This is a genomic window from Burkholderia sp. Ap-955, from assembly GCF_011753045.1.
GTDB classification, from domain to species: domain Bacteria; phylum Pseudomonadota; class Gammaproteobacteria; order Burkholderiales; family Burkholderiaceae; genus Burkholderia; species Burkholderia lata_D.
This window is the reverse complement of the sequence record NZ_VWWH01000057.1, coordinates 24,181-48,454: the sequence shown is the minus strand read 5'-3', so window position 1 is coordinate 48,454 and position 24,274 is coordinate 24,181. Positions and strand designations below refer to the sequence as shown.

The window sequence follows — 24,274 nt, the reverse complement described above, 5'->3', positions numbered from 1 at the left end:
CGGCACCGCTTTGCACGGCCACCGAGAACCCGAGCTTGATCAGCTTTTCGACCACGTCGGGAACGGTCGCTACGCGCCGCTCCTCGTGGGCCGTCTCCAGAGGGACCCCAATCAGTAATGTCATATCGTGAATTACCCGTAGTGGCCGTCGCAAGGAATTCGGGCCAGTAGTTCAAGTTGCTACACTCAAAAGTCACTCAAGCCGACCTCGCCAGGTACAGTTGGTGGACCGCCACTCAATACGTCAGGCTTTCCTACTATAGGCATTGCACCAGCCCTTGCCCGCGACCTGCTTGCCCCCGAACATCGGGCAAGGCGCGAACGTGTCGCTCGGCTTGCCTTGATAGAGCGTGCAATTGCTGCAGATCTGTCCAGCGGCGTACTTCGCGTACTTCGCCTTGTCGACCTTGGTCGCGTCGGCCCTGTAGCCGAGTGCCTGGGCCGTGGCGTCACTGTCGGATACCTTCGGGGAATCGGCGAATGCGAGACGCGCAAGTACCAGACTCGAAGCGACACCGGCGGTCGTGATCATAAAAGTGCGGCGAGATTTCTTCATGCAAATTCTCATCGTTTAGAGAAATTAATTGTCGACAAACCGAGAAACTTCTGGGTATCAGTTATAGAAATGAAGGCGTTACGCAATCTTCGCCATCTAATCCTAGATAAGACGCTTCCATAAAAAACGTCGAGACGGATTGCTTCATCGTGCGGCGAGACCTCTTTGCCGCGGCCCGTACGCGCCGCCTCGTGGACAGCGCGTGCCGCGATCAGGCCCGCGGCGGTACGGTCAGGTACGGCGCGCTCGACCCGGGCCTCGCGTCCTTGATCTCCATGCGCGCGATCGCCTGGAGATGTACCTCGTCCGGGCCGTCCGCAAAGCGCAGCGTGCGACCCAAGGTCCAGCTGTCGGCGAGCGGAGTGTCGGGGCTGATTCCCATCGCGCCGAACACCTGCATCGCGCGATCGCACACCGCCGTATGCACAGTCGGCACGAGTGCCTTGATCATCGAGATTTCCTTGCGCGCAGCCTTCGCGCCGACCTTGTCGATCATCCACGCAGTCTTCAGCACGAGCAGGCGCGCCTGATCGATCTCGATGCGCGATCGCGCGATCCATTCGCCGACCGTGCCGTGCTTGTTCAGCGGCTTGCCGAACGCGACGCGCGACTGCGCGCGATCGATCATCAGTTCCAGCGCCAACTCCGCCGCCCCGATCGAGCGCATGCAGTGATGGATCCGGCCAGGCCCGAGGCGCGCCTGCGCGAGCGCGAAGCCGCTGCCTTCCTCGCCGAGCAGGTTGCGCGCCGGCACACGCACGTTGTCAAACGTGATCTCGCAGTGCCCTTCAGGTGCGTAGTGATTGATCACCGTGATGTTGCGCACGATCGTCACGCCCGGCGTGTCGCGCGGCACGAGGATCATGCTCTGCTGCTCGTGCGACGTGGCCTCGGGATCGGTCTTGCCCATCACGATGAAGATTTTGCAGTTCGGATGTGCGGCGTTCGTGATGAACCACTTGCGGCCATTGATCACATAGTCGCCGCCGTCGCGCTCGATGCGCGTCGTGATGTTCGTCGCGTCCGACGACGCGACGTCCGGCTCCGTCATCGCGAATGCCGAACGGATCTCGCCGCGCAGCAGCGGTAGCAGCCACTGTTCACGCTGCTCGGGCGTCGCGAACATGTGCAACAGCTCCATGTTGCCGGTGTCCGGCGCGTTGCAGTTGAACACTTCCGATGCCCAGCTCACGCGCCCCATGATCTCGGCGAGCGGCGCATATTCGAGGTTCGTCAGCCCCATGCCAGGCTCGCCGGCCTTCAGGTGCGGCAGAAACAGGTTCCACAGCCCTTCCGCTTTCGCGCGCGCCTTCAGTTCCTCCATGAACGACACCGGGTAGCGGCCCGCGTGCACCTCTTCGTGCCACTGGCGGATGCGCGGCACGATGTGTTCGTCCATGAACGCGCCCAAACGGCCGCGCAATTCCTCTACTTTCGGGGTATAGCCAAAATCCATGATCGACTCCGTTCGGTCAGAAAACCGAGGCACCACCGTCGACAGCGGCGGCCAGCCCGGTCAAATAAGCACATTCACGGACGAGATACCGACATCGCCGCGACAACGTCCTCCAGCCAGCCGAAGCACCTGAGCAGCGAGCCCCGCACAAGAGACATCGTCACGACTCGCGAGCTTCGACCTCTGCTTTCATTGCGGCATCAGATCGTCAGGCCGCCGTCGACGACGATGCATTCGCCACTCGTATAGCTCGCCGCATCTGACACGAGGTAAAGTACAGTGCCTGCCATCTCGCGCGGCTCCGCATGGCGGCCCAGTGGGATCTTCGCGAGCCAGCCTCCATAGATATCCTTGTCCTCAAACAACGCACCAGCGAATTTCGTGTTCGTGAGCCCCGGCAGCAGCGCGTTCACGCGAATGCCGAACGACCCGCACTCCTTCGCGAACGCCTTCGTCATGTTGACGACCGCTGCCTTCGTGATCGAGTAGATGCCCTGCCGGTCGCCCGGCTGCAGCGCGTTCACCGACGCCGTGTTGACGATCGCGCCGCCGCCGTGCGTCTTCATCAGCTTGCCGGCCTCGACCGACATGAAGAAGTAGCCACGGATGTTCACGTCGACCGTCTTCTCGTACGCGGCGAGGTCGGTATCGAGGATGTGCCCGAAATACGGGTTCGCGGCCGCGTTGTTCACGAGGATGTCGAGGCGGCCGTGCTTGCCGCGGATGTACTCGAACGTCGCGGCGATGTCCTCGAGCCGCCCGACGTGGCAGGCCAGCGCCTCGGCGCGGCCGCCTGCCGCGACGATCTCGTCGGCCACAGCCTGGCAGTCGTCGAGCTTGCGGCTCGACACGATCACGTGCGCGCCCTGCTCCGCGAGCAGCTTCGCGATTTCCTCGCCGATGCCGCGGCTCGCACCCGTCACCAGTGCGATCTTGCCGGTCAGGTCGAACAGATTCGTTGCCATGTTTCACTCCTCCATTGATATACATGCGGCGCGTGCCGCTTCGGTTTGTTTCAGCGCTGCGTGTCGATCACTCGCACGGCCTCGTCAGCCAGCGACCTGGTCATGTCGCCGACCTGCAGTGCCTTTGAATTCGATGCGTTGCCCTGGAGGGCGCGAGCTTTCACTCCCTGCGCGATCGCCGCAAACCGGAAAAAGCTGAATGCCAGATAGAAATTCCAATCTCGGATCGGTTCGATTCCGCGCAGCTCGCAATAACGCGCGACGATCGCCGCTTCGTCAGGAATGCCAAGTTCGGCGCAGTCGTGCCCGGTCAGTCCGGGAACCAAGCCGTCGGACGGCAATCGTAGGCACATGCAAAAGTAGGCGAGATCCGCGAGCGGATTGCCGAGCGTCGACAGTTCCCAGTCGAGCACGGCCCTCACGCGATAGCCGTCTCTCGCGAACATCAGGTTGTCGATCCGGAAGTCGCCATGGACCAGTGCCGGCCGGCCCGTGTCGTCAGGGCATGCCTTCGGCAGCCAATCGATCAGCGTCTCCATCGCATCGAGGCGCTCCGTCTCTGCCGCCCGGTATTGCTTCGTCCACACACCGATCTGGCGCTCGAAGTAGCTGCCCGGGCGACCGTAGTCGGCGAGACCGACCGCGTCGACGTCAACGTCATGCAGCGCAGCCATCGTCTGCAGCACCACGTCGTAGCAGATCGCACGATCGTGCTTCGGCAGATCCGGCAGCGCGGGATCCCAGAAAATCCGACCGTCTTCGAAGCTCATCACGTAGAACATGCTGCCGATCACGTCGCGGTCAACGCAGAGGTGATACGGATGCGCGACCGGCACTTCGGTGCCCCACAGCGAGCTCAACACACGAAACTCACGATCCACCGCGTGTGCGGACTTCAGCAGTTCACCCGGCGGCTGGCAGCGCAGCACGTAGTGGCCGCTGCGCGCGGTCAGTCGGAAGGTCGGGTTCGACTGGCCGCCGGCGAACTTGTTCGCTTCAACGGGACCTTCGAAACCTGGAACATGGTCTTCCAGGTAGCGCACCAGCCTGTTGATATCGAGTTGCTGTGCCGTGTTCGTCATTGTTCCGATCATTCAGTATTGTGAGTCAACCATAGTTCCGAATCGTGCTCGCCGAGAACGGCGTTCCCATCGCAACACTCCATGCCGAAAGACGTCGGGCTGCTCCTCACCAGACTGAGTTTGGCCATTTAATTCACTACTTCTAAGTAATACTGATCATATCGATCGAGCTTATGTTTATGAAATTTATTTTATGAATCTCACGGCATTCATGAAGCAAATCCTACGCGGTCAAATCAAGATTGTTGGGTCGCGTAACTTCATCTTGCTCCTGTGTTTTCCTCGCTACCGCAATTCTGCCGGCGCTTTCGGCGCGCTCCAGTGCGTAGTAGGAGTGGTACAGTTCGGCTGCGAAACACGACCACGCAAGAAGAGCCAGGAAAAGGAAAATCGAAGACGACGTTCGTCTCCTCACCGGGAAAAATAACAGGAGGTCCGCCAGCATCGATGGCTTGTATCATCGAATAAGTGATCGGAGAAGCCTCAAACTCCTTGATGAGGCTGGCCAATGCGCAGTGGATACCACACCTCCCGGCTGGGTGAGCTTTCGCTCAAATCGCACACGTCAGTTCCGGTACGACGGTGAACAGATCGCCGACGAGGCCGTAATCGGCGACGCTGAAGATCGGTGCTTCCGGATCCTTGTTGATCGCAACGATCACCTTCGAATCCTTCATGCCGGCCAGGTGCTGGATCGCACCCGAGATACCGACTGCGATGTACAGTTGCGGCGCAACGATCTTGCCTGTCTGGCCGACTTGATAGTCGTTCGGCACGTAGCCGGCGTCGACCGCGGCACGCGATGCACCCAGTGCAGCTTGCAGTTTGTCTGCCAGCGGCTCCAGTACCTTCTGGTAGTTTTCGCCGCTGCCCAGACCACGGCCGCCCGACACGATGATGTGCGCGCTCGTCAGTTCAGGACGGTCCAGCTTCGTCACTTCACGGCTCACGAATTGCGAGACACCCGCATCCGCTGCCGCTTCGATCTGCTCGATCGCTGCGCTGCCGCCTTCGGCCGCCACCGGATCGAAGCCCGTCGAACGCACGGTGATCACCTTGATCGGGTCGCTCGACTGCACCGTCGCAATTGCATTACCCGCGTAGATCGGACGCTCGAACGTGTCGGGGCTGACCACCCTGGTGATGTCCGAGACCTGCGCCACGTCCAACAGCGCAGCCACGCGCGGTGCGATGTTTTTGCCATAGGCAGTCGCCGGCGCCAGGATGTGCGTGTAGCCCTCGCCCGCCGTTACAACCAGTGCCACCACCTGCGCCGCCACGTTCTCCGCCAGGCCGTCACCCAGGTGCACCGCATCGGCGTGCAGCACCTTTGTCACGCCGACGATTTGCGCCGCTTGCTGCGCTGCCGCACCGGCGTTGGCGCCCGCGACCAACACGTGCACGTCGCCGCCACACTGGAGTGCCGCCGTGACGGTATTCAGCGTCGCTGCCTTGATCGATTGATTGCCTCCCAAGGGGGCTTCCTTCGGGGCGTCAGGTTCTGCAATGACCAGAATGCTCATGTCGTCTCTCCTCCCTCTCACAAGACCTTCACTTCGTTCTTCAACTTCTCGACCAGCGTCGCCACGTCCGGCACCTTCACGCCGGCCGCACGCTTCGGCGGCTCGACCACCTTCAGCGTCTTCAGGCGCGGGCTCACGTCGACGCCCAGGTCCGCCGGCCCCACCGTCTCCAGCGGCTTCTTCTTCGCCTTCATGATGTCGGGCAGCGTCACGTAGCGCGGCTCATTGAGGCGCAGGTCGGTCGTCACCACCGCCGGCAGCGTCAGCGAAACCGTCTCCAGGCCGCCGTCGACTTCGCGCGTGACCTGTGTGCGGCCATCGGCCACCGCCAGCTTCGAAGCGAACGTCGCCTGCGGCAGCTTCGCGAGCGCGGCGAGCATCTGTCCCGTCTGGTTCGAATCGTCGTCGATCGCCTGCTTGCCGAGGATCACCAGTTGCGGCTGCTCCTTGTCGACGATTGCCTTCAAGAGCTTGGCCACCGCCAGCGGCTGCAGTTCCTCGTCGGACTCGACCAGGATCGCGCGGTCCGCGCCGATCGCCAGCGCCGTGCGCAGCGTCTCCTGCGCCTGCGCCACGCCGGCGGAGACAGCGATCACTTCGCTCACCACGCCCGCTTCCTTCAACCGTACCGCCTCCTCGACCGCGATCTCGTCGAAGGGATTGATGCTCATCTTGATGTTCGCGACATTGACACCCGAGCAGTCTGTCTTGACGCGAACTTTCACATTGGCATCCACTACACGCTTCACCGCTACCAACACCTTCATTGCCCCTCCACATTCAATCTCATCACCGTGTCCATTCGGACACGAAGGCATGCCAACCGGATTGCCGCTTTGTCCGCCGGACGCATCAATTTCAAGTGTTGCCAAACATAGGTCGTGTTGCATACGCGTGCGGCCGCCGCACTCGATGTGCGCTGATTCCTGCTGCCGCGTTGCTCAGTAGACATTCGCCACTCCGGTCTCGTTTGTGCACCAGATCTAGATCGAAAGCCCTCCCGAAACTTCGATCGCTTCCCCGTTGACAAAGCTCGCCTCGTCGGACGCAAGGAATGCATAGACGTTTGCGATCTCTTTTGGCGAGCCCAGGCGTCGCTGCCAGCAGTTGGAACGAAATCCGTCAAGGACCTTCTCGGGCATCGTTTTCAGAATGTCCGTCTCGATAAAGCCCGGGCAGACGGCATTCACGCGGATCCCTTTCGGCCCGAGTTCTCGCGCCCAGGTTTTCGTAAATCCGACTACACCGAACTTGCTTGCCGCATAGTTCGTCTGCCCGAAATTGCCGTAGATACCAACCACGCTCGACGCGTTCAGGATGACCCCGGACTGCTGCTCGAGCATTACACCGATCACCGCCTGCGTGCAGTTGAACACCCCCTTGAGGTTGACATCGATCACCCGGTCAAACTGCTCTTCGGTCATGCGCGTGACCTTCGCGTCTAGCGCGATGCCCGCGTTGTTGACCAGGATGTCGATACGGCCAAACTTTTCCACGACATCCGCGGCCAAGGCCTCGATACCCGCGCGGTCGGTAACGTCCAACGAATAGCCTGCGGCCTTATAGCCCTCTGCCCTCAGGCTGCTGGCTTCTTGCTCCACAGCCTCGGCCGCGCGGTCGCAAAGAATCACCGTAGCGCCTTCGCTTGCGAACTTGCGCGCAGTCGCCTGCCCAATACCCGCGGCCGCGCCCGTGATGACGGCCACCTTGTCTTTCAGCTTCATGACTTCAACATTCCTAAGAAATTGCCGGACGCATTGTCCAGCGGGTACAAGCTGGGCCCGACAGGCCCTTATCCACCCGTTCACAAACCGTCAATGTTTGGGTTCAAGGCTCGCGAGGTAGCTGGCGATTGCCTTGCGGTCTTCCGCCGAGGCGCCGTCCGCAAGGCGCTTCATCATGCCGGTCGGTTCGCTACGGGTGCCGGAAGCAAACGCGTCGAACTGTGCCAGGATGTAGTCGTAGCCTTGGCCGGCCAAGCGCGGAAACTGGTCGTGCCCCATCAGTTGCGCCCCGTGACATGCCGCGCAATTCCCACTCGTCACCAATTGCTGCCCCTTTTCGCGCAATTGCGCATCAGGCTTGAAGTAGCGGTTTGCGATGGGCGAAACCTTGGAGAAATAGTTCGCCAGGTCCTTGATTTGCGCGTTGTCCATGGTCATCGACAACGGTCCCATGTTCGGACTGCGTCGCGCGCCGCTCGCAAAATTGTGGAGCTGCGTCTCCAAATAGGCGGCAGGCTGCCCCGCCAGGCTCGGATAGCCCTGATGGAGTGAATTGCCTTTGACGCCATGGCACATGGAGCAGGCATCGTTCACGTGCGGCCACGGGCCTCCGTCAGCCTCATACGCCTTGGCTGATGTGTCGATATAGCGATCCAGACGATGGAGATCGAGCAGACCTGGGCCAAAGACGACAAGCGCCACAGCAGCGGCAATGGCGGCAACGCTAATCACAATGAGTTTCTTCATGTCGTTCCCCTCACGCCCGACGCAGTGCATTGAGCACCTGCAGCGCCGCTTGGTGACCGGAGCGCACCGCGCCATCCATGTAGCCGGCCCAGATCTCCGCCGTCTCAGTGCCTGACCAGATCAGGTTGCCGCACGGTGGGCGCAGTGCTTCACCGTGGGCGCTCCAGAAGCCGGGCGGAATGGCTGAGATGCAGGTGATCGTCCAGGGATCGCCCCGGCCCCAGTCATGATCGTGATAGGCCACCGGCGACAGGGCTTCACGGCCCCATGCCCGGGCATAGAGTTCGGTCAGGATTGACTTTGCGGCGTCCGGCTCCGACGGAAGCTGCGCATTTGCGACGAAGGCGTTGATGACTCCGATTTCACCGCCCGGGGGCGAGTTGTCGAAGGCCCAGATCACTGGCCCGTTGATCTGGATGATGTGACCATTCAGACCTTTCTCACGCCAGAACGGACGGCGGTAGACCATGGCCACCTTGCGTGCGGGTGAGTGCGCAGGCCATGCGCGTTGCAACGCGGCGCGCTTCTCCGGCAGTGGTGGGTCAAACTGCACCTGGTTACACAGGGCCGGATGGATGGCCATGATGACTTTGCGAGCGCGCACTTCGCCGTGGTCGGTATGCAGCGTGACGACATCGCTGTCCCAACCGGAAATCTGGCGCACCGGCGTCGACAGGCGCATCCTGTCGCCCAATTGCTTCGCGATCTTGATACTGAGAATTTGCGAACCGCCGACGAAGCGGGTTTCCTGCGCGCTGTGCTTGATGCTGTCGAGCTGCGAGTAGTCGCGATCCGCCGAATTGATCATCGACAGAAAATGCAGGAGCCCCATCTTGGCCGGGGCCGTGCCGCCGGAAAGGGTGATGCTTGCGTTCCAACCGACTTGGTCTTCGGGCTTGATGTTCTGCTTTCCGAGCCAGTCACCAACCGAGAGCTTGTCCAGCTCACGGACTCTCGGGGATTTCCAAGGGGCGCCCGAAGGCACATCGCGCGACAGCTGGCTGAGCTTTGCGCTGACCGCCTCATCGGTACCGAACGTCCCCTTCAGATCGACCGCCACTAGGCCATCGCCGCCCAGAATGACGGTCTTGCCCTCGTAGTAGCTCGGAAACGTGTCGACCTCCAGTTCGCGGGCGAGATCCGCCACGGCAGTCTGACCGGGCCCGATCCACTGGCCGCCGACCTCGGAAACGTAGCCGCCTTCGATGTTGTAGTTGAGCGTGCGACCGCCTACTCGGTCTCGCGCCTCCAGGACTACGAAGGAGTTGCAACCCGCCAGCTGCAGGTCGCGCGCGGCCGTCAAGCCCGCCAGCCCAGCGCCGATGATGGCGACATCAAGCACGCCGTCCGGTGTCTGTCCAGCCTTGGCGGTACCAGCATCGGCTTGCCGGGCGCCCAGAGCCAGACCGCCTGCGGCCGCAGTAACGCCAGCGTATTTCAGCCATTGCCTGCGCGGCAGGTTAGCTGGTGTGTCGGGGTGAGATTTCTCTGACATGGTATTTACGTAACTGCGATGAATGTGTTGATGCTTCGAGTGCCTCGTTGCACTTCGATCCCGAACCTGCGGACATGCCGGCCGCTACGGATGCTTCGGTGCTGCCTGACAGCCCAGACCAGGTCGCGCAACATCTGCTGATCAGCCTCTGCACAGCGGCCGTGCACCGTTCCAGCACATCGTTCTCCGGAAACAACATCAGCTCAGCCGCGCTGCCCTGCACTAAGGCAATCTCATACGGCGAACGCGTCATCAGGGCGTGTCGCAACAAGCTGGACAGACACCGCTCAATGACAGCGCCATCTGCCAGCCGATCGCTGGCCGCATCCTTGCGAATGCTCTCCACTGACGCACGGATGAAGCTGAGCATTTCCTTTGCGGTAGGCTGCCGCCCCCAAGTCGCAGCCGTAGTGCCGGAACATGTCGTCATGACAACGTCTCCCATGCGAAGACTGTGTCCGTCACGGCTCGGTAGCTTCTTGATTGAAGCTGCAGCCTGTACCCACCCCCGGCGCTTACTCCTTGGTCCAGCCGTTCCGATAAAGCTCTCCGGCAAGCACACCCAGGCGCGACGTGAGGATGTAGTTCTCACCGTCCTCGATCAGCGCGGAGCGCACATCACGGAAGATTTTCTCGATCGGGAATTCGCGCGTCGTGCCGTTGCCGCCGAAGAGCTGAAACGCCTCGTGGGTGATCTTCATCGCCTCTTCTGTGACGCTGACCTTGGCCTGTGCGGTCGCATAAGGGTGGCTCACCGGCGACATACGCGAATACGCGAGGCTGCGGCGTGCGATCGCACGCGCCATCTCCAGCCGGCGCAGCATCTCGCCGATGCGCAAGTGCGTCATCTGGTGATCCATTAGCAGCGCGCCGCCTTGTTTGCGTTGGTGGCAGTAGTCGAGCGCCAGCTCAAACGCCGAACGCGCCACGCCGACAAAGGTCTGGCACATGTGCGTGCCGGCATACGACCACGTCGACGCCAGGTTGCCGAGATAGTCATCCTTCAGCGCAATGGCGAAGCGCTTCGGCACCTTGACGTTGTCGAAATAGATCTCCCCTTGTGGCAACGAACGCTGGCCGATCTTGTCGAGCGGCTTACCTCGCGAGACCCCCGGCAGATCGAGTGGAATGATGATCCCGATGCCATTGGTGAACGTGCTGTGCTCGCCAGTACCGTAAAACCCGTCGCCATAGTCGGCCGCCATGTAGGCGAGCGCGACCTGTGCCACCGCCCCGTTCGACACCCACGCCGAACTCTGGCCGTTGACGATGATTTCATCGGTGCCGACCTTCGCGGTGACGTTGCCGACTGGCTGCTTTCCGCCAGCGCTGAGTTCCTGGCGATACAGAATTGCAGCATCGGAGCCGCGGTCGGGCTGCGTATTCATCCAGCAGCCAACCTTGCCGGCACACATTTCGATCAGTTCCTGGTTACCGACCGTCTGGGCCATCATCATCGGCATGCTCGCGGCGCCAATCGAAATGGCGAAGCCCGCATCGCCCCAACCGAGTTCCTCGCCAATGATCGACTCGATGCGAATCGCGACTTCGGGCGGGAACTGCGCGATCAGTTGCGGATCGAGCCCGAGCTTGGCAGCCTCAACAATCGCCGTCCAGTACGGAGACCCTGGGGCGATCGCTTCCTCCGGCGTCATGCGATCGAGCTCCCGGCCAATCGGGCGCAGTACATCGCGCGCAAAGCGATGGACTGTGCTCTGGATCGCGCTTTCCTCTTCGCTCAACGGCGTCTCGAAACCGGTCAGTCCGACCGACGGCAACTCCACGTTTTTCTTCAGGCGAATCATGTTGTGCTCCTCCATTCCATTCTCAGTTAATGCGCCCGCCTTCAGGCTGCAGCGTCGCGCACCTTACGGTTCAACCAATCGTCCATCGCGGCTGCGCCACCCAGTGCCCCATTAAGGACGCACCATCGGAACGGTTCGGGTAATGTCGAGGGCGTCTCGTGGCGCACCGCCGCGAGCAGCGGGGGCTCGGTTCCGCGAATCCGTTGGGCAATCAGGTGGCCGACCATGGACTGGGAGGCCACGCCATGCCCGGAGCACCCAGCGGCGTAGTAAATGTTCTGATTCGCCCCGGTGGTGCCGACCACCGGAAGCGCATCGCCGGCAAAGCTGATATAGCCGCTCCAACACGCCCGCACTGCGATGTTTTTCAAGGTCGGGAAGCGGTCGCGCAGAGCGATCCTCAACTCGCGATACTGATCGTAGTCAGGCACGTTCGGCGTCTTTGATCCGTACGGATAGTGAAGTCGCTTGGTGGTCACCAGGAGCGTGTTGTTCGCCGTCAAGCGATGGCTTTCCATTGTCCAGTGTGCCGTCACGATGCCTTCACGCCCGGGCCAGCCCAGCGACTTCAGTTGCGCGGGGGAAAGCGGTTCGGTCTCGATGGCCGACACCCGCAAGGGGACCACCTTGTCCGCGAGAAGACCAAGCTGGGGGGTATAGCCGTTCGTGGCGAACATCAGCACCGGAGCGCTCGCGCTACCCCGTGGCGTCTTCACCTTGATCACGGGACCTTCGGTGTAAGACAGCAGCGGCGTGTTTTCACAAATCTTGACGCCTGCGCGAAGCGCGGCACGCCGCAGACCCATCACGTACTTGCCTGGATTAAGCGTGCCGCCACGCGGGGTGTATTCACCAAACAGAAATGCCGGCGGAATGCCCCGCGCACGCATCTGGGCCTCGCCCCAAAATTCTGACTTGGCGCCAAATTCCGCGCTGGCGCGTACGCCCTCGCGCACCTTCTCTTCCTGCGACGGATGAATCCCTGCGCGAATCAACCCGGAGGGGTTGTAGTCGCAGTCAATCCCGTGTTCCTTGAGCTTGCCTTCAACAAAGGGGACGGCGTCTTCGTAGTAGCGGACGATCTCTTTCGCACGCTCCTTGCCGACGTCCTTGAGGAACAGGTCGTATTCGAGCGCTACACCGCCGCCCATGTAGCCGGCATTGCGGCCGCTTGCCCCGAAGCCGGCAAATTCACGCTCCAGGACGATCACTTTCGCGCCCTGCTTGGCGAGCTCGAGTGCGGCGGAAAGGCCAGCGAAGCCGGCGCCGACAATCACGACATCGGCGCTGACGTCGCCCTCGAGCGCCGGCTGCATGTCTTCGGGCTTTTCCACCCATCCGCCAAGCGCCCGATACTTTTCCAGGTCGGCTGCCTCTCTACCGTCCGCAGCAGGCTCCGTGCGCGCACTTTGCATTGCCGCCGCAGCTGGTACAACGACGGCCGCGGCGGCTGCACCCTTCACGAAATTGCGTCGGGTGATCCCTGAATGGCCGGTCTGCCCGTCCGGCTTGGTATCGAGACCCTTGCTCATTTCTGCCTCCCTCAATCCTTTTCAAAACATGAACAGCAAACGCGGCCTCTTCGATGCGTTGCTACCACCGCCGTTTTCCTGAATCGCATGACCGGCGCGTACCCCTGGCGTGCGCCGGCCTGAGGGTCCATCAGAGTCCGAGGTACGTCCCGACGTCGCCAACGTTCGCTTGCCACAAACCGATTGAACCGACGGGGTACTGCGAGCGGAAACCGAGTACGCGCTGCACACGTTCGGGCAACCCGCGTACCGTCTCAATATCAACGAGGAGCGGAACAGCTTCTTCCGGGGTGAGAAAACCCGGGATCAGAGGAATGGTCACGCCGCGGCGATAGAAGTCCTTGGTGCGATTCGCTCCACCACCATGTACCAACTTGCCTGTGTACAAGACAGCGTCGCCGGCCTTCATCTCCACAGGGATCGTCATCTCCTGCGTGCCACGGTCAGCGTAGTCGGGCCATTTGTGACTGCCCGGAATCACTCGCGTCGCACCGTTCTCGTCGGTGAAGTCGGTCAGGGCCACCAGGAAATTGATAACGACCTCCGGCGCTTGAGCGCCCATCTTGAGGAAGTGGGTCCAGCCCTCGAGGTCACGGTGCAGCGGTTGCGCTCGGCTGTCCGGGCCAATCTCGATCACCTGGGCGGTCGTCAGCCAGCAGGTACCGGACTCTTCCCGGAAAATTGCATCCCCCATGGCGTGAAAGACGTCAATATCCAGGATTTCCTCGCGGAATGTCCTGCTTATCTTGGCCAAAGCAGTCAGTCGCTTGGTATTCACGCCATGAAATTCGGTCATGATTTCATATTCGTCATTCTTGCAGCCCGGCGAGAGCTTTTGCATCTCGGCTTCGATATCGTCGTTAAACGATCTAACCTGTGCCTCAGTCAGATAATTCTTGAGGATGACACACCCGTCTTCCTGAAAAATTGCGTGAATTTCTTCAACCGACGACGTACTCGGCACCGTTTTAATAACAGACTTCGCCACGTTGCTCATTTTTCATTCCTCCAAAGATTGGTATCGCTGACGATACAAACAGATAACGATTTACAAAAAAATAATTGGGACAAAACCTACCTTCAAAAACCGTTCACATCCAGAACCTGAATCTTCGTGCAATTTACGCACGCGCCAAACCTCCACGCCGCGAATCGCCTCGCTCCAATGCGCAATAGGCGTGATAGATTGAAGTCGAGAAATATCCCCACGTGAGCAACGCGAGAAATGGGAAGTTCAATACCAAATTGGTTTCATCCCCTGGTATTTTGTAAAAATCGTAGATGCAAGCAATCACCAAAGAAGTCACCAGCGCCACAAACGTGCTCAAAGCCTGCAATGACTCGCCGATTTCCATCAACTTGACGATGAAATAGACGAGATGCCCCGATAACCAAATCCACATCACCACATAGAAGTAAGGAAGAATCCCGACCATGAAATCAGCCGTCACCAATACAATCCCTCCAAGAATTGCACCTGCGACCAGCAGGATGTCTTGACCCACCGACAGCTTGCGCTTCCGAGTGACATCCATCAAACCAGCAACTGCGACAACCGGCAAACCGAATCCCCTGGAAAACGCATCCAGGAAATGCATGACCTCATACGAAACGTGCGAGTTCGTCAGCAAAAATACGATAACATTCAAGCCAGAAATACCCAGCGCAAGCCATTCCAGCCCAACAAGATAGTTGCGCTTTTTCATAAACTTCACGCCATAAATTAGCGAGGCCAACGCAAATACCGAACAGGAAAACAAAATGCAATAAAGTCTAAGATTCATGATCAATCTCCGGCGAGTATCAGAATTCCGGTTTGAAGCGACGCGTTCTGGCAAACCGAGTGTCGGTTTTCGTCATATCAGTTCACTGCTCCGTTCGGTCAGCGATGGACCGCGCCTTGCTGTTCACCCGATCGTCCAGAAGGTTCGCCATGCTCAATGCGCCGTTGACGAAGCACCACCTGACCGGCTCGGGCAGCGTCGATGGGGTCTCGTGGCGTAGCGCCGAAAGCAGAGGAGGCTCAGTTCCGCGAATCCGCTCCGCGAGCAGATGCCCCATCAAGGATTGCGTGCCGAGGCCGTGCCCGGAACATCCTGCGGAATAGAAGATGTTCTGCTGAGCCCCGGTTTCACCCACCACGGGTAGCGCATCATTGGCGAAGCTGACGTAGCCGCTCCAGCACGTCCGGACAGCGAGATCTCTCAACGTCGGGAACCGGTCGTGCAGTGCCTTCACCAGTTCGCGATAGGCCGTGTTATCCGGCACATTGGGTGTTCGCGAACCGTAGACGTAGCGGAGGCGCTTTGTCGTGAGCACGAGCGTGTTGCGTGCCGTCAAGCGATGACTTTCCATCGTCCAATGGGCTGTCACCACGCCTTCGCGCCGCGGCCAACCCAAGGCTGCAAGCTGTGGCGCGGACAGAGGCTCGGTCTCGATCGCCGACACGCGCAGCGGAATCACTTTGTCTCCGAGCAGGCCAAGCTGCGGTGTGTACGCGTTGGTGGCGAGCACCAGGAATGGAGCGCTCGCGCTGCCGCGTGCCGTTCTTACCTTAACAATCGGACCCTGGTCGTAGGACAAAAGCGCCGTATCTTCGTAAATCCTCACACCGGCCTTAAGCGCGGCACGCCGCAACCCCATCACATACTTTCCTGGGTCCAGCGTGCCTCCTGTTGGGACGTGGTACCCAAATAGAAACGCAGGCGGGATTCCACGCGCGCGCATGCCGGCTTCGTCCAGAAATACCGCAGGAGAGCCGAGTTCGATACCCAGTTGCATGGTCTTGCGGACATGCTTCTCCTGTGACGGATGGACGCCTGCCCGGATCAATCCGGATGCGTTGTAGTCGCAGTCGATGTCGTATTCGAGCAGCTTTCGTTCGACGTACCTCACACCTTCGTCGTAGAACCCGACAATCGCCTTCGCCCGCTCGAGACCCACGCGTTTCAGGAACAGGTCGTATTCAAGTCCCTGGCCACCCGCGAGGTAGCCAGCGTTTCGACCGCTTGCACCGAAGCCGGCGAACTCACGCTCGAGGACGATCACTTTCGCCCCGTGCGCGGCAAGCTCCAACGCGGTGGACAAACCGGCGAAGCCAGCGCCAACAACGATCACGTCAGCGTTGACATCGCCCTCCAGCGGGGCTTGAAGATCAACCGGCTTTTCCACCCACATGCCGATCGGGCGATACTTCCTCAGCGCAGCGGTGACTCTCGCCTGTGCCATCGGACTGTCGGACGGCGCTTCTGCGCCATTGTCAAAGGGGCGCGAAGTCACTCCGGTGAATTCCTCCGCCCAGGTCTGCTTTGCATTCGCTTCAATCATCGCTGCCTCCGTCAAGGCTTGCTCAAGATGTGCACGGCGAGCGCGGCCTCTTCGATGCCTTGCAGCCCGCCGCCGTTTTCCTGAATCGCATGGCGGGCACCCCACACTTGGCGTGCTCCCGCCTCTCCACGCAATTGCGTCACCAGTTCATGGAGCTGGCCGATGCCCGTCGCGCCCAGCGGGTGCCCTTTCGATTCGAGGCCGCCAGAGGTATTGATGGGGATGCGCCCACCGATCGTGAAATCGCCGCGTTCAGCAGCCAAACCGCCCTGACCGAGCTTCGCCAGCCCGAGGTTTTCCGCCTGGATGATCTCGCCCATTGCCGATGCGTCGTGCACCTCGGCCACATCCATGTCCTCAGGGCTCAGGCCGGCCTGCTCATAGGCTTGCAGAGCGGCCAGGCGGCCGATGTTCTTTTCCGGCTCGTCGATGCCCCGATGCGTGAAGCTGCGAATCACGCTTGCGGCGACTTTGATGCAACGGTTGCGATCGGCACCAATGCGCCGCAGTCCCTCTTCGGTACAGAGGATCGCTGCAGCCGCACCGTCCGTAACCGGCGCACACATCGGCAGCGTGATCGGATAGGTGATCGGCGGCGCCGCAAGCACCTCGTCAATGGTGAAGGGCTTACGGAACTGCGACAGCGGGTTGTGTACCGAATGCCCGTGGTTCTTTGCCGAGACGGCTGCGATCTGGCGCTGCGTCGTGCCGTATGTCTTCATGTGATACCGGCACAGCGCGGCATAGATCGACATGAAGCGGCTGTAGGGCCGGTCGGACTCGGAGCCGCTAGGCGGCTCGACGCCCTCGCCTAGCTTCACCAGGTTCGCGAAGTTTTCGTCGACGCGCGACACATCCCACCCGCCCTCGAACAGCGCGAACGACTTCGCCTTGTCCGGAACGTTCATCTTCTCCGCGCCGATCGCCAATGCCACGTCGCATGTGCCGGCTTTCAGGCTCTGCACCGCCAAATGCACAGCGGTGCTGCCCGATGCGCAGGCATTCTCGACGTTGAACACCGGAATGCCCTCGAGCCCGATCTTGCTGAACACAACCTGGCCCGGGATCGATATTTGCCCCTGCAGGTGTCCATTGGTAACGCCCGAGTAATACGCCGCGCCGATCGCGTCGGTATTGCAGCCTGCGTCATGCAAAGCGCCGCGCAACGCCTCGCCGGCCAGATCGTCGATGCTGCGCTCGATGTGCCGACCGAACACGGTCATGGCGATACCGACAATGTAGATGTTGTTCATGGTGTGTCGCTCGTAGAAGGCCTGTTAGATCTTGCGTTGCTGGCCTTGCCAGTACTGCTCGCGCAGATCTTTCTTCAGCACCTTGCCGACGGTGCTGCGCGGCAGCGCCGCGACAAAGTCCACACTCTTCGGCGCCTTGACCGAACCGAGCTTGTCCTTGCACAGCGCAACGAGTTCCTCGGCGCTCACGTTTTGGCCGACGTTAAGCTCGACGATCGCCTTCACCGCCTCGCCCCACTTGTCGTCGGGCACGCCGATCACCGCGCAGTCCTGCACCGCCGGGTGCGCCCAGATGACCTGTTCGACTTCGCTCGGGTACACGTTGAAGCCGCCGCTGATGATCATGTCTTTCTTGCGGTCCGTGATGTGCAGGTAGCCCTCGGCATCCAGGTGGCCGATGTCGCCGGTGTGCAGCCAGCCGTCGACGATGGTCTCCGCAGTCTTGTCCGGTGCCTTGAAATAGCCCTTCATGATGAGATCGCCGCGCACGCAGATTTCACCGGTCTCGCCTTGCGGCAGCAGCTCGCCCCGATCGTTCAGGATCTCGACGCGGATCAGCGGGTTCGGACGGCCGACCGAAGACAGCCGCTCGTCCGATGCAATCTTTCCGTCGACGAAATGCTCGGTTGGCGTCAAGTACGAAATCGACGCTGCGGCCTCCGTCTGCCCGTAACCGCCGGCCATGACGGGGCCGAATACCTCGATCGCGCGCTTGAGCTTCTCCACCGACATCGGCGCGGCGCCGTAGAGGAAGTACTTGAGCGATGAGAAATCCTGCTGCTCGATGCCCGGGATATCGAGCAGGCGGTAGATGACTGTCGGCGGCAGGAAGAATTCGGTGACTCGATGCTTGGCAATGGCGGCCAGCAGCAGCACGGGATCCGGTTTGGTCAGTACGACCACCGTGCCACCGCGTGCGGTACAGGGCAGAGACAACATACCCGCGGTATGCGTCATCGGCGCCGCGGCAAGGTTCACCGGACGCTGCGTGCCATACGGGAACGCGATCATGAACTGGGCGAAGTACGTCTGGAACGCGCGGTGCGAGTTCATCACGCCCTTCGGTGCGCCGGTCGTGCCACCGGTGGCCGACAGCGTGACGATGTCGTCCATGTCGTAATCGACACGCGGCATCGTCGTCAGCTGGCTTGCGCTCCACGTTGCAAGCGACGGAGCCCATGGTAGCTCGGCATCGATGCACACCCAGAGTTTCACCTTTGGCAAGCTAGCGCGCAGCTCTCCGATGATCGACGCGAAGGCTTGGGTGAAGAACAGCGCCTCGCAGTCGAACGCGTCGAGCACGTACTGGTTCTCGGCAGGTGCGTTGCGCCCGTTGACGGGGATGTACACCATGCCCGCGCGCCACATGCCGAGCGTGCAGCCCCAACCGATCACGTCGTTGTCCGCCCATACTGCAGCCTTCGCTTCCTTCTCGAACCCGCTGGCAAGCAGCCCGTTCGCAATACGGCAAGAAAGCTCACCGATCTCCCGGAACGAGAAGCTTCGCTCATCCTGGACATAAGCGATGCCGTTGGGGTTGATGCGCCACCCACGGTCGAAAAAATCAATGATTGCCATTTACGTATTCCTTTGAATCCATGCCAGGTCGATGACGGGGTGATCGATGCTTCCGTGTACGGGTTGAACCAGCCCCGCAGTGCCCTTGCGTGTACGGTTACAGCTGCGAGATCGTTGCGCGCGCCAGACCGCGTTGCTCGAGGAAGCCGAGCAGGTACCGGTGGCCGAACGCCTTCGAGCCAGATGCAAAACCGACCTTGTCGGTATCGCCATCGAGGAGCTTGATGGCGCCGGCGGCATGAAGCGCTCCGGTGGCGATATACGGCGTGATGCCGTGCAGGGTTGCACGCACCGCTGCGAGCTGGCCGCGGCCGATTGCGAAGTCGACGGTGCGATGCAGCGACGTGCGCTCGCGCGGTGGCATGGCCGGCGTGGTCGAATCGACGAGCTGCTTGAGCACCGCTTCCTGTTGCTCGCGCGGCAAGTGCGCGTACTCGGCATCCCACTTCTGTCCGAGCGCATGCACCATCTGCATCGCGTTGTTGTCGTAGAAGCCCACGCACGAGATGCAGCTGCGCACGCGCGCGTCCTGCTCGAAGTACACCGGCAGCGACGTACCGCCCCACGGCAGCGCAAACACTGGCTGCAGGAAATCCGGGGAGGAGACGTTGAACGAAGCGTGCTTCTCATGCGGCACCAGCTTCTTTTCCCACAGGTAGCACGCTTCCTGGCGGTAGCCCCCGAAGATGGTTGCAGTGGAGCCCACGCTCACACCGGCGCCAGCGCCACGTGGGCCGCGCGCCAATGTAGCTGTCTCCAGCGCATCGACGCCCGGTGTCTCGAGCGCCAGCTCGGCGGCGATTTCTGCGAACGAGTACATGTACGCATTCGACGGCGACACCAGCAAGCCGGCCTGCCGGTACAGTTCGCCGAACTGCTCGCGCACCTGGCGCATGTAGTGCTGCTCGCCGGTAGTGTCGAGGTAGTGGCAGCCAGCCTTGAGTGCCGCCTCCACCGCAACCAGCCCGAAATCGAAGAACGGCCCGACGGTGGCACACACGACTTTGGCGCCACGGAATGCGTTCACGAGCGCGTCGACGTTATGTTCCGCCTCGATGATTTCGTAGTTCGCCGACTCAAGGCGCACGACGCGCTGTGCCATCATTTCCTTCGCGCGGGCAGCGTTGCGTGCCACCGCGGTGAAGGGAATGTTCTGGTCGATCAGCCAGTCCATGATCAGCATGCCGGTGTATCCGCTTGCGCCATAGACGACGACGGGGTGCTTTGCCATGATTTGTCTCCTGATAATTCGGTTGTTGAGAGTTGATTCAATTCATCGCGATTTGGTACAGGGATCCACTTCGCACGTCACTTCCGAAGCGTGTCCACCGTGTTTCGAGAGCACGAAGATCTCAATTCATGAAGGACACCGAATAAAACTTTCGTCATGATGAAAAATTAATGGCGCAGTAATCGACTGAGTTTTCGATGGCGTACTCTGCCGCTTCCGCTAGCTGTCTCCGCGAGTATTGATGTGCTGGTGAGACTTGAACCAAGGGGCGCTCAATGCTCTGCCAGCACCCCCTCACGCGCAAACAAGATCGTTTTTCCTGCCGCGTTCGTCAGAGATGCAGTCATCGTCGCGCGATCCTCGCGCTGCGTAACATCGAACGACGCGCCGTCCGCCTTCTGCTGCAGCACCAGACCGTCGAGCCCGACGCCGGCCAGGCGACCGTCATTGACGAACAGTTCGGTGATCGAGCTTTTCGTGCCTGAACTCACCGGCGTCCAGCTCCCCCCTCCGTCCGTGCTCTGGAACATGCTTCCCAGCAATCCGGCCACGACCACCTTCCCGTCCGGCAGCACCACGCCTGTCCACAGCGTGCCCTTGCCGCCCGTCGCGCCATACGTCCAGTTCGCACCGCCGTCGGTCGACTTCAGCACCGTCCCTTGCTCCGACACGATGTACAGCGCGTGCTTCCCGTCCGAGAAGATGTGGTACAGGTTCCGGTCCGCCTTCCCGCCACCCGGCGGCTTAGGCAGCGTCTGCTTGCTCCACGTCTTGCCGCCGTCGTGCGTCACCAGCATCAGCGACCACAGGCCGACTGCGATCCCGTCCTGCGGGCTCGTGAAAATGACGGAGAACAGCGGCTGGTCGACCGACGTGTCCATGCGCTGCTTCTGCCAGGTTTCCCCACCGTCGCTGGTCGCGAGAATCGTGCCCCATTGACCGACCGCCCAGCCATGGTGCTCATCGGTAAACCTGACGGCCGACAGCGTTGCCGAGTTCGGCACGGCATGGGCTTGCCGGAACGACTTACCGTCGTCGTCCGACAGCAGGACAAGGCCGTGCTCACCCACGGCGACGATGCGCTTTCCAGCGCGCGTCGCATCCATCAGCATCATGTGAGTCGGCGCGGCCCACGCATGTGCCGGCACCGCGGCCCAGTCAGCCACGGTTCCTGGTGTTTGTGCGAGCGCGATCGCAGCTGCGCAGAGCGCGGTACAGGCAACGAGAATCTTGATCATGGTTGCATCTCTGTTGTGGTTTGCACGGACGTCAGTGGTTGAACAGGTCGGCCCAACCTGCCTTTGCCTCGCCGATTGCGACGGTCGACGACTCGGTCGATGTCCCCGCAGCCGAGACCTGCCGTGTGAATCTGTCGTCGTTCAACGACTGTGCGATGTTCGATTCGTCGACGGCAACCGCGCGTGCACCCGTGAGTTTTGCAGCGGTCAGGGTCGTCTGGTTCGGCCCGGCCCCGTTCACGATCGGCCCATGGAATCGGACCAACGCCGCTACGGCTGCGCAAAGTACGGTACAAGTAACGAATGTCTTGATCATGGTGAAATCTCCGTCGGGCGGTGCGCGAGCGTCAGTGGCTGAGCAAGCCCGGCGCACGCGCCGGCTTGCGACGCGGGAACCAGCGCTCCAGCACCGAGGCCAGCGCCGGCAGCGCCGTCATCGCCATCACCAGGTTGACGATGAACATGAACGCGAGCAGCTTGCCCATGTCCGCCTGGAACTTGAGCGCCGAGAAGCTCCACGTCGCCACGCCGATTGCCAGTGTGATCGCCGTAAAGATCGTCGCCACGCATTCGAACTCGAGCGCACGCTCCATCGCCTTGAGGATCGGATCGCCCTCGGCCAGGTGTCGCTGCAGCCGGTTGTAGATGTACAGCGCGTAGTCCACGCCAATGCCAACCGCCAGCACCATCACCGGCAAAGTCGCCACCGTCAGGCCGATCTTGAGTTCCTTCATGAACCAGTAGCCGATGAAGGTAGCCACCGCCAGCGGCACGCAGCAGGCCAGCATCGCGCGCCAGTCGCGGTACGCGAGGAACACGAGGGTCACGATGGCCGCGTACACGTACAACATCATCGGCAACTCGCTCCTCTCCACCTCTTCATTGGTGGCTGCCAGTACCCCTGCATTGCCCGCCGCGAGGCGGATGTTGATACCGGGGAACGGATGCGACGCACGGTACTGCTTGATATCGTTGAGAACCCGGTTGATCGTCGTCGCCTTGTGATCGGTCAGGTACAGGTGGACGGCAGTCATGCTGCAATCGGCCGTCATGAAGCCCTTCAGGCGCGACACATCGACCGATACCGCGCCGTAGTTCTCGGGGTCGATCGGGACGACGTTCATCTTGGGATAGTCTTCGTTGTAGCCCGCGTTGTAGGTGCGCAGCATCGCCGAGTAGGACTGTACGGACACCACACCCGGTTCGGTACGCATGGCGGAGGTGAATTCGTTCTCGTACAACCCGACGGCCGGGTTGTCGCACGCCTTGCCGTTCGACTCGATGGCCACCGAGAGCCAGTCGAGGCCCATGTCGTAGTTGCCCGCGATCGACGTCGCATCCCGGTTGAACCGCGATTCTTCACGCAACTCCGGGGCGCCCGGCTGCAGCGTGCCGATCACGCGGTCGCGGCTCTGCCAGACGGCAAGTCCGAAGACCATCAACGTGATCAAAAGCGTGACGCCTGCGAACTTCGGCTGAGCCACCCGCGACAACGGACGCAGGAACGCCGAGCGCCAGGCGCTTCGCTTGAGCGCGCGCTCGGCGTATGCCTGGCTGAAGTTGAAGCACGATGCGGCAACCGGCAGCAGGATCAGGTTGGTGACGATCTTGTAGGCCACGCCCAGCGATGCGGTGATCGCCAGCTCGCGCACCATCGGAATCGGAATCAGCAGCAGCGTGACGAACGACACGAACGCGGTGACGAGTGCCAGCACACCCGGGATCAGCAGGCCACTGAAGCTGTGGCGCGCGGCATCGTACGAGCTGTTCCCGCGAGCGATCTCCCGCACGATGAAGTTGACTTGCTGCACGCCGTGCGACACGCCAATGGCGAACACCAGGAACGGCACCAGCACCGCGAGCGGATCCAGGCCGAAGCCCAGCAGCCTCAACGTGCCGAACTGCCAGACCAGCGACGTCAGCGAGCAGACGATCAACAGCACCGTGAAGCGCACCGAATGGCAGTACCAATACACCGCCAGCGCGGTCAGCAGCAGCGCGATCGCGCAGAAGCCCAGCACGGCCGTGGCGCCATCGGCAATGTCGCCGATCTGCTTGGCGAAGCCGATGATCTGGACTTCATAGCCGGCGTCTTCGAACGGTTTGCGGATCTTGTCTTCGAGCGTATGGTTGAACGCCACGTAGTCGAGCACCTTGCCGGCGCTATCCCGTTCGTTCAGCTCGGCGGTGATCATCGCGCTGTCTTCGTTGTGCGAGACGAGCGTACCGACGTAGCCCCCCAACGTCGTCGCGCGACGAATGTTCGCAACGACCTCGGGCGTCAGTTGATCCGGTGTGATGCTGCCCGAGATGATCGGCTCGGCGCGAAACCCTTCGTCGGTGATCTCGTTGACGAACGCGTTCGGCGTCCACAGCGAGCGCACACCGATCCGGTCCACGTTCGGCAGATACGTGACCGCCTGGGTCACCTTGTACAGGCGCGTCAGCCCTTCCGGCGTCCAGATGGAACCCTTCCTGGCGCGCACCACCACCGTGATCCGGTTCGCGCCGAGCAAATTGGACCGGTACTTCTGGAATGTCCGGATGTATTCATGGCCAATCGGCATCTGCTTCTCGAAGCCGGCATCCATCCGGAGTTGCACGGCGAATACCGCCATCCCGACGGTAAACAGGCCGATCACCATAAGCACGATCGCGCGATGGGCGAAGAAGGCCTTTTCCAGCCTGCTGACAAGACGATTGAGCACAACGTTACCCCTTCAAGTATTCCGGCGGCGCCCGAAGCGCGCCGTCTCTCACCG

Annotated in this window: 22 protein-coding genes; all 22 read right to left on the bottom strand. The window is 61.2% G+C overall.

All coding sequences use genetic code 11. The features are described 5' to 3' along the window. A partial coding sequence (locus tag F3J15_RS25235) for a hypothetical protein (RefSeq protein WP_166894729.1) occupies positions 1 to 124 on the bottom strand: 124 nt, incomplete at its 3' end. Between the two features lie 120 nt (positions 125 to 244). Beyond that, positions 245 to 556 (bottom strand): high-potential iron-sulfur protein, encoded by a 312-nt coding sequence (locus F3J15_RS25230; RefSeq protein WP_166894727.1) that lies wholly within the window; start codon positions 554 to 556, stop codon positions 245 to 247. 211 nt (positions 557 to 767) lie between these two features. Further along, entirely contained in the window at positions 768 to 2,012 is a 1,245-nt protein-coding gene (locus tag F3J15_RS25225) for an acyl-CoA dehydrogenase family protein (RefSeq protein WP_166894725.1), read from the bottom strand. A 200-nt stretch (positions 2,013 to 2,212) separates the two neighbouring features. Beyond that, the gene (locus tag F3J15_RS25220) at positions 2,213 to 2,977 is read right to left on the bottom strand and encodes an SDR family oxidoreductase (RefSeq protein ID WP_166894723.1); all 765 of its coding nucleotides are present in this window, start codon (positions 2,975 to 2,977) and stop codon (positions 2,213 to 2,215) included. A gap of 50 nt (positions 2,978 to 3,027) precedes the next feature. Beyond that, a complete protein-coding gene (locus F3J15_RS25215; RefSeq protein ID WP_166894721.1) occupies positions 3,028 to 4,059 on the bottom strand; it encodes a phosphotransferase in 1,032 nt (343 codons plus the stop codon). Positions 4,060 to 4,610: 551 nt separating this feature from the next. Further along, the gene (locus F3J15_RS25210) at positions 4,611 to 5,582 is read right to left on the bottom strand and encodes an FAD-binding protein (RefSeq protein WP_166894719.1); all 972 of its coding nucleotides are present in this window, start codon (positions 5,580 to 5,582) and stop codon (positions 4,611 to 4,613) included. 17 nt (positions 5,583 to 5,599) lie between these two features. Beyond that, positions 5,600 to 6,349, bottom strand: coding sequence for an electron transfer flavoprotein subunit beta/FixA family protein (locus tag F3J15_RS25205; protein WP_166894733.1), 750 nt, complete (start codon positions 6,347 to 6,349; stop codon positions 5,600 to 5,602). A gap of 216 nt (positions 6,350 to 6,565) precedes the next feature. Beyond that, entirely contained in the window at positions 6,566 to 7,306 is a 741-nt protein-coding gene (fabG, locus tag F3J15_RS25200; RefSeq protein WP_166894717.1) for a 3-oxoacyl-ACP reductase FabG, read from the bottom strand. Positions 7,307 to 7,396: 90 nt separating this feature from the next. Next, positions 7,397 to 8,053 (bottom strand): c-type cytochrome, encoded by a 657-nt coding sequence (locus F3J15_RS25195; protein ID WP_124483893.1) that lies wholly within the window; start codon positions 8,051 to 8,053, stop codon positions 7,397 to 7,399. A 10-nt stretch (positions 8,054 to 8,063) separates the two neighbouring features. After that, positions 8,064 to 9,548, bottom strand: coding sequence for an FAD-dependent oxidoreductase (locus F3J15_RS25190; RefSeq protein WP_166894715.1), 1,485 nt, complete (start codon positions 9,546 to 9,548; stop codon positions 8,064 to 8,066). Next, positions 9,514 to 9,918: a hypothetical protein gene (locus tag F3J15_RS25185; protein WP_240159027.1), complete on the bottom strand. Its 405-nt coding sequence runs from the start codon at positions 9,916 to 9,918 to the stop codon at positions 9,514 to 9,516. The genes F3J15_RS25190 and F3J15_RS25185 overlap by 35 nt, the downstream gene beginning before the upstream one ends. A 145-nt stretch (positions 9,919 to 10,063) precedes the next feature. Further along, entirely contained in the window at positions 10,064 to 11,353 is a 1,290-nt protein-coding gene (locus F3J15_RS25180) for an acyl-CoA dehydrogenase family protein (RefSeq protein ID WP_166894713.1), read from the bottom strand. Between the two features lie 41 nt (positions 11,354 to 11,394). Further along, the gene (locus F3J15_RS25175) at positions 11,395 to 12,885 is read right to left on the bottom strand and encodes an FAD-binding oxidoreductase (protein ID WP_166894711.1); all 1,491 of its coding nucleotides are present in this window, start codon (positions 12,883 to 12,885) and stop codon (positions 11,395 to 11,397) included. A 130-nt stretch (positions 12,886 to 13,015) separates the two neighbouring features. Then, positions 13,016 to 13,882, bottom strand: coding sequence for a phytanoyl-CoA dioxygenase family protein (locus F3J15_RS25170; RefSeq protein ID WP_124483903.1), 867 nt, complete (start codon positions 13,880 to 13,882; stop codon positions 13,016 to 13,018). 124 nt (positions 13,883 to 14,006) lie between these two features. Then, a complete protein-coding gene (locus F3J15_RS25165) occupies positions 14,007 to 14,669 on the bottom strand; it encodes a hypothetical protein (RefSeq protein WP_166894709.1) in 663 nt (220 codons plus the stop codon). Between the two features lie 82 nt (positions 14,670 to 14,751). Continuing rightward, positions 14,752 to 16,113 (bottom strand): FAD-binding oxidoreductase, encoded by a 1,362-nt coding sequence (locus tag F3J15_RS25160; protein ID WP_240159031.1) that lies wholly within the window; start codon positions 16,111 to 16,113, stop codon positions 14,752 to 14,754. Positions 16,114 to 16,223: 110 nt separating this feature from the next. After that, entirely contained in the window at positions 16,224 to 17,465 is a 1,242-nt protein-coding gene (locus F3J15_RS25155) for a thiolase family protein (RefSeq protein ID WP_166894705.1), read from the bottom strand. 24 nt (positions 17,466 to 17,489) lie between these two features. Then, a complete protein-coding gene (locus F3J15_RS25150) occupies positions 17,490 to 19,043 on the bottom strand; it encodes an AMP-binding protein (RefSeq protein ID WP_166894703.1) in 1,554 nt (517 codons plus the stop codon). 97 nt (positions 19,044 to 19,140) lie between these two features. Next, a complete protein-coding gene (locus F3J15_RS25145) occupies positions 19,141 to 20,274 on the bottom strand; it encodes a DUF5938 domain-containing protein (RefSeq protein WP_124483914.1) in 1,134 nt (377 codons plus the stop codon). A 272-nt stretch (positions 20,275 to 20,546) separates the two neighbouring features. Continuing rightward, a complete protein-coding gene (locus F3J15_RS25140; protein WP_166894701.1) occupies positions 20,547 to 21,512 on the bottom strand; it encodes a YCF48-related protein in 966 nt (321 codons plus the stop codon). Between the two features lie 31 nt (positions 21,513 to 21,543). Further along, entirely contained in the window at positions 21,544 to 21,828 is a 285-nt protein-coding gene (locus tag F3J15_RS25135; RefSeq protein WP_166894699.1) for a hypothetical protein, read from the bottom strand. 31 nt (positions 21,829 to 21,859) lie between these two features. Then, on the bottom strand, positions 21,860 to 24,220 hold the full coding sequence (locus tag F3J15_RS25130) for an efflux RND transporter permease subunit (protein ID WP_166894697.1): 2,361 nt from the start codon (positions 24,218 to 24,220) through the stop codon (positions 21,860 to 21,862). Positions 24,221 to 24,274: the final 54 nt, after the last annotated feature.

What these genes read in the sequence shown, in the direction of transcription:
- F3J15_RS25230 (WP_166894727.1), bottom strand. Translation starts at nt 556, where the DNA reads ATGAAGAAATCTCGCCGCACTTTTATGATCACGACCGCCGGTGTCGCT.
- F3J15_RS25225 (WP_166894725.1), bottom strand. Translation starts at nt 2,012, where the DNA reads ATGGATTTTGGCTATACCCCGAAAGTAGAGGAATTGCGCGGCCGTTTG.
- F3J15_RS25220 (WP_166894723.1), bottom strand. Translation starts at nt 2,977, where the DNA reads ATGGCAACGAATCTGTTCGACCTGACCGGCAAGATCGCACTGGTGACG.
- F3J15_RS25215 (WP_166894721.1), bottom strand. Translation starts at nt 4,059, where the DNA reads ATGACGAACACGGCACAGCAACTCGATATCAACAGGCTGGTGCGCTAC.
- F3J15_RS25210 (WP_166894719.1), bottom strand. Translation starts at nt 5,582, where the DNA reads ATGAGCATTCTGGTCATTGCAGAACCTGACGCCCCGAAGGAAGCCCCC.
- F3J15_RS25205 (WP_166894733.1), bottom strand. Translation starts at nt 6,349, where the DNA reads ATGAAGGTGTTGGTAGCGGTGAAGCGTGTAGTGGATGCCAATGTGAAA.
- fabG (WP_166894717.1), bottom strand. Translation starts at nt 7,306, where the DNA reads ATGAAGCTGAAAGACAAGGTGGCCGTCATCACGGGCGCGGCCGCGGGT.
- F3J15_RS25195 (WP_124483893.1), bottom strand. Translation starts at nt 8,053, where the DNA reads ATGAAGAAACTCATTGTGATTAGCGTTGCCGCCATTGCCGCTGCTGTG.
- F3J15_RS25190 (WP_166894715.1), bottom strand. Translation starts at nt 9,548, where the DNA reads ATGTCAGAGAAATCTCACCCCGACACACCAGCTAACCTGCCGCGCAGG.
- F3J15_RS25185 (WP_240159027.1), bottom strand. Translation starts at nt 9,918, where the DNA reads ATGCTCAGCTTCATCCGTGCGTCAGTGGAGAGCATTCGCAAGGATGCG.
- F3J15_RS25180 (WP_166894713.1), bottom strand. Translation starts at nt 11,353, where the DNA reads ATGATTCGCCTGAAGAAAAACGTGGAGTTGCCGTCGGTCGGACTGACC.
- F3J15_RS25175 (WP_166894711.1), bottom strand. Translation starts at nt 12,885, where the DNA reads ATGAGCAAGGGTCTCGATACCAAGCCGGACGGGCAGACCGGCCATTCA.
- F3J15_RS25170 (WP_124483903.1), bottom strand. Translation starts at nt 13,882, where the DNA reads ATGAGCAACGTGGCGAAGTCTGTTATTAAAACGGTGCCGAGTACGTCG.
- F3J15_RS25165 (WP_166894709.1), bottom strand. Translation starts at nt 14,669, where the DNA reads ATGAATCTTAGACTTTATTGCATTTTGTTTTCCTGTTCGGTATTTGCG.
- F3J15_RS25160 (WP_240159031.1), bottom strand. Translation starts at nt 16,113, where the DNA reads ATGGCACAGGCGAGAGTCACCGCTGCGCTGAGGAAGTATCGCCCGATC.
- F3J15_RS25155 (WP_166894705.1), bottom strand. Translation starts at nt 17,465, where the DNA reads ATGAACAACATCTACATTGTCGGTATCGCCATGACCGTGTTCGGTCGG.
- F3J15_RS25150 (WP_166894703.1), bottom strand. Translation starts at nt 19,043, where the DNA reads ATGGCAATCATTGATTTTTTCGACCGTGGGTGGCGCATCAACCCCAAC.
- F3J15_RS25145 (WP_124483914.1), bottom strand. Translation starts at nt 20,274, where the DNA reads ATGGCAAAGCACCCCGTCGTCGTCTATGGCGCAAGCGGATACACCGGC.
- F3J15_RS25140 (WP_166894701.1), bottom strand. Translation starts at nt 21,512, where the DNA reads ATGATCAAGATTCTCGTTGCCTGTACCGCGCTCTGCGCAGCTGCGATC.
- F3J15_RS25135 (WP_166894699.1), bottom strand. Translation starts at nt 21,828, where the DNA reads ATGATCAAGACATTCGTTACTTGTACCGTACTTTGCGCAGCCGTAGCG.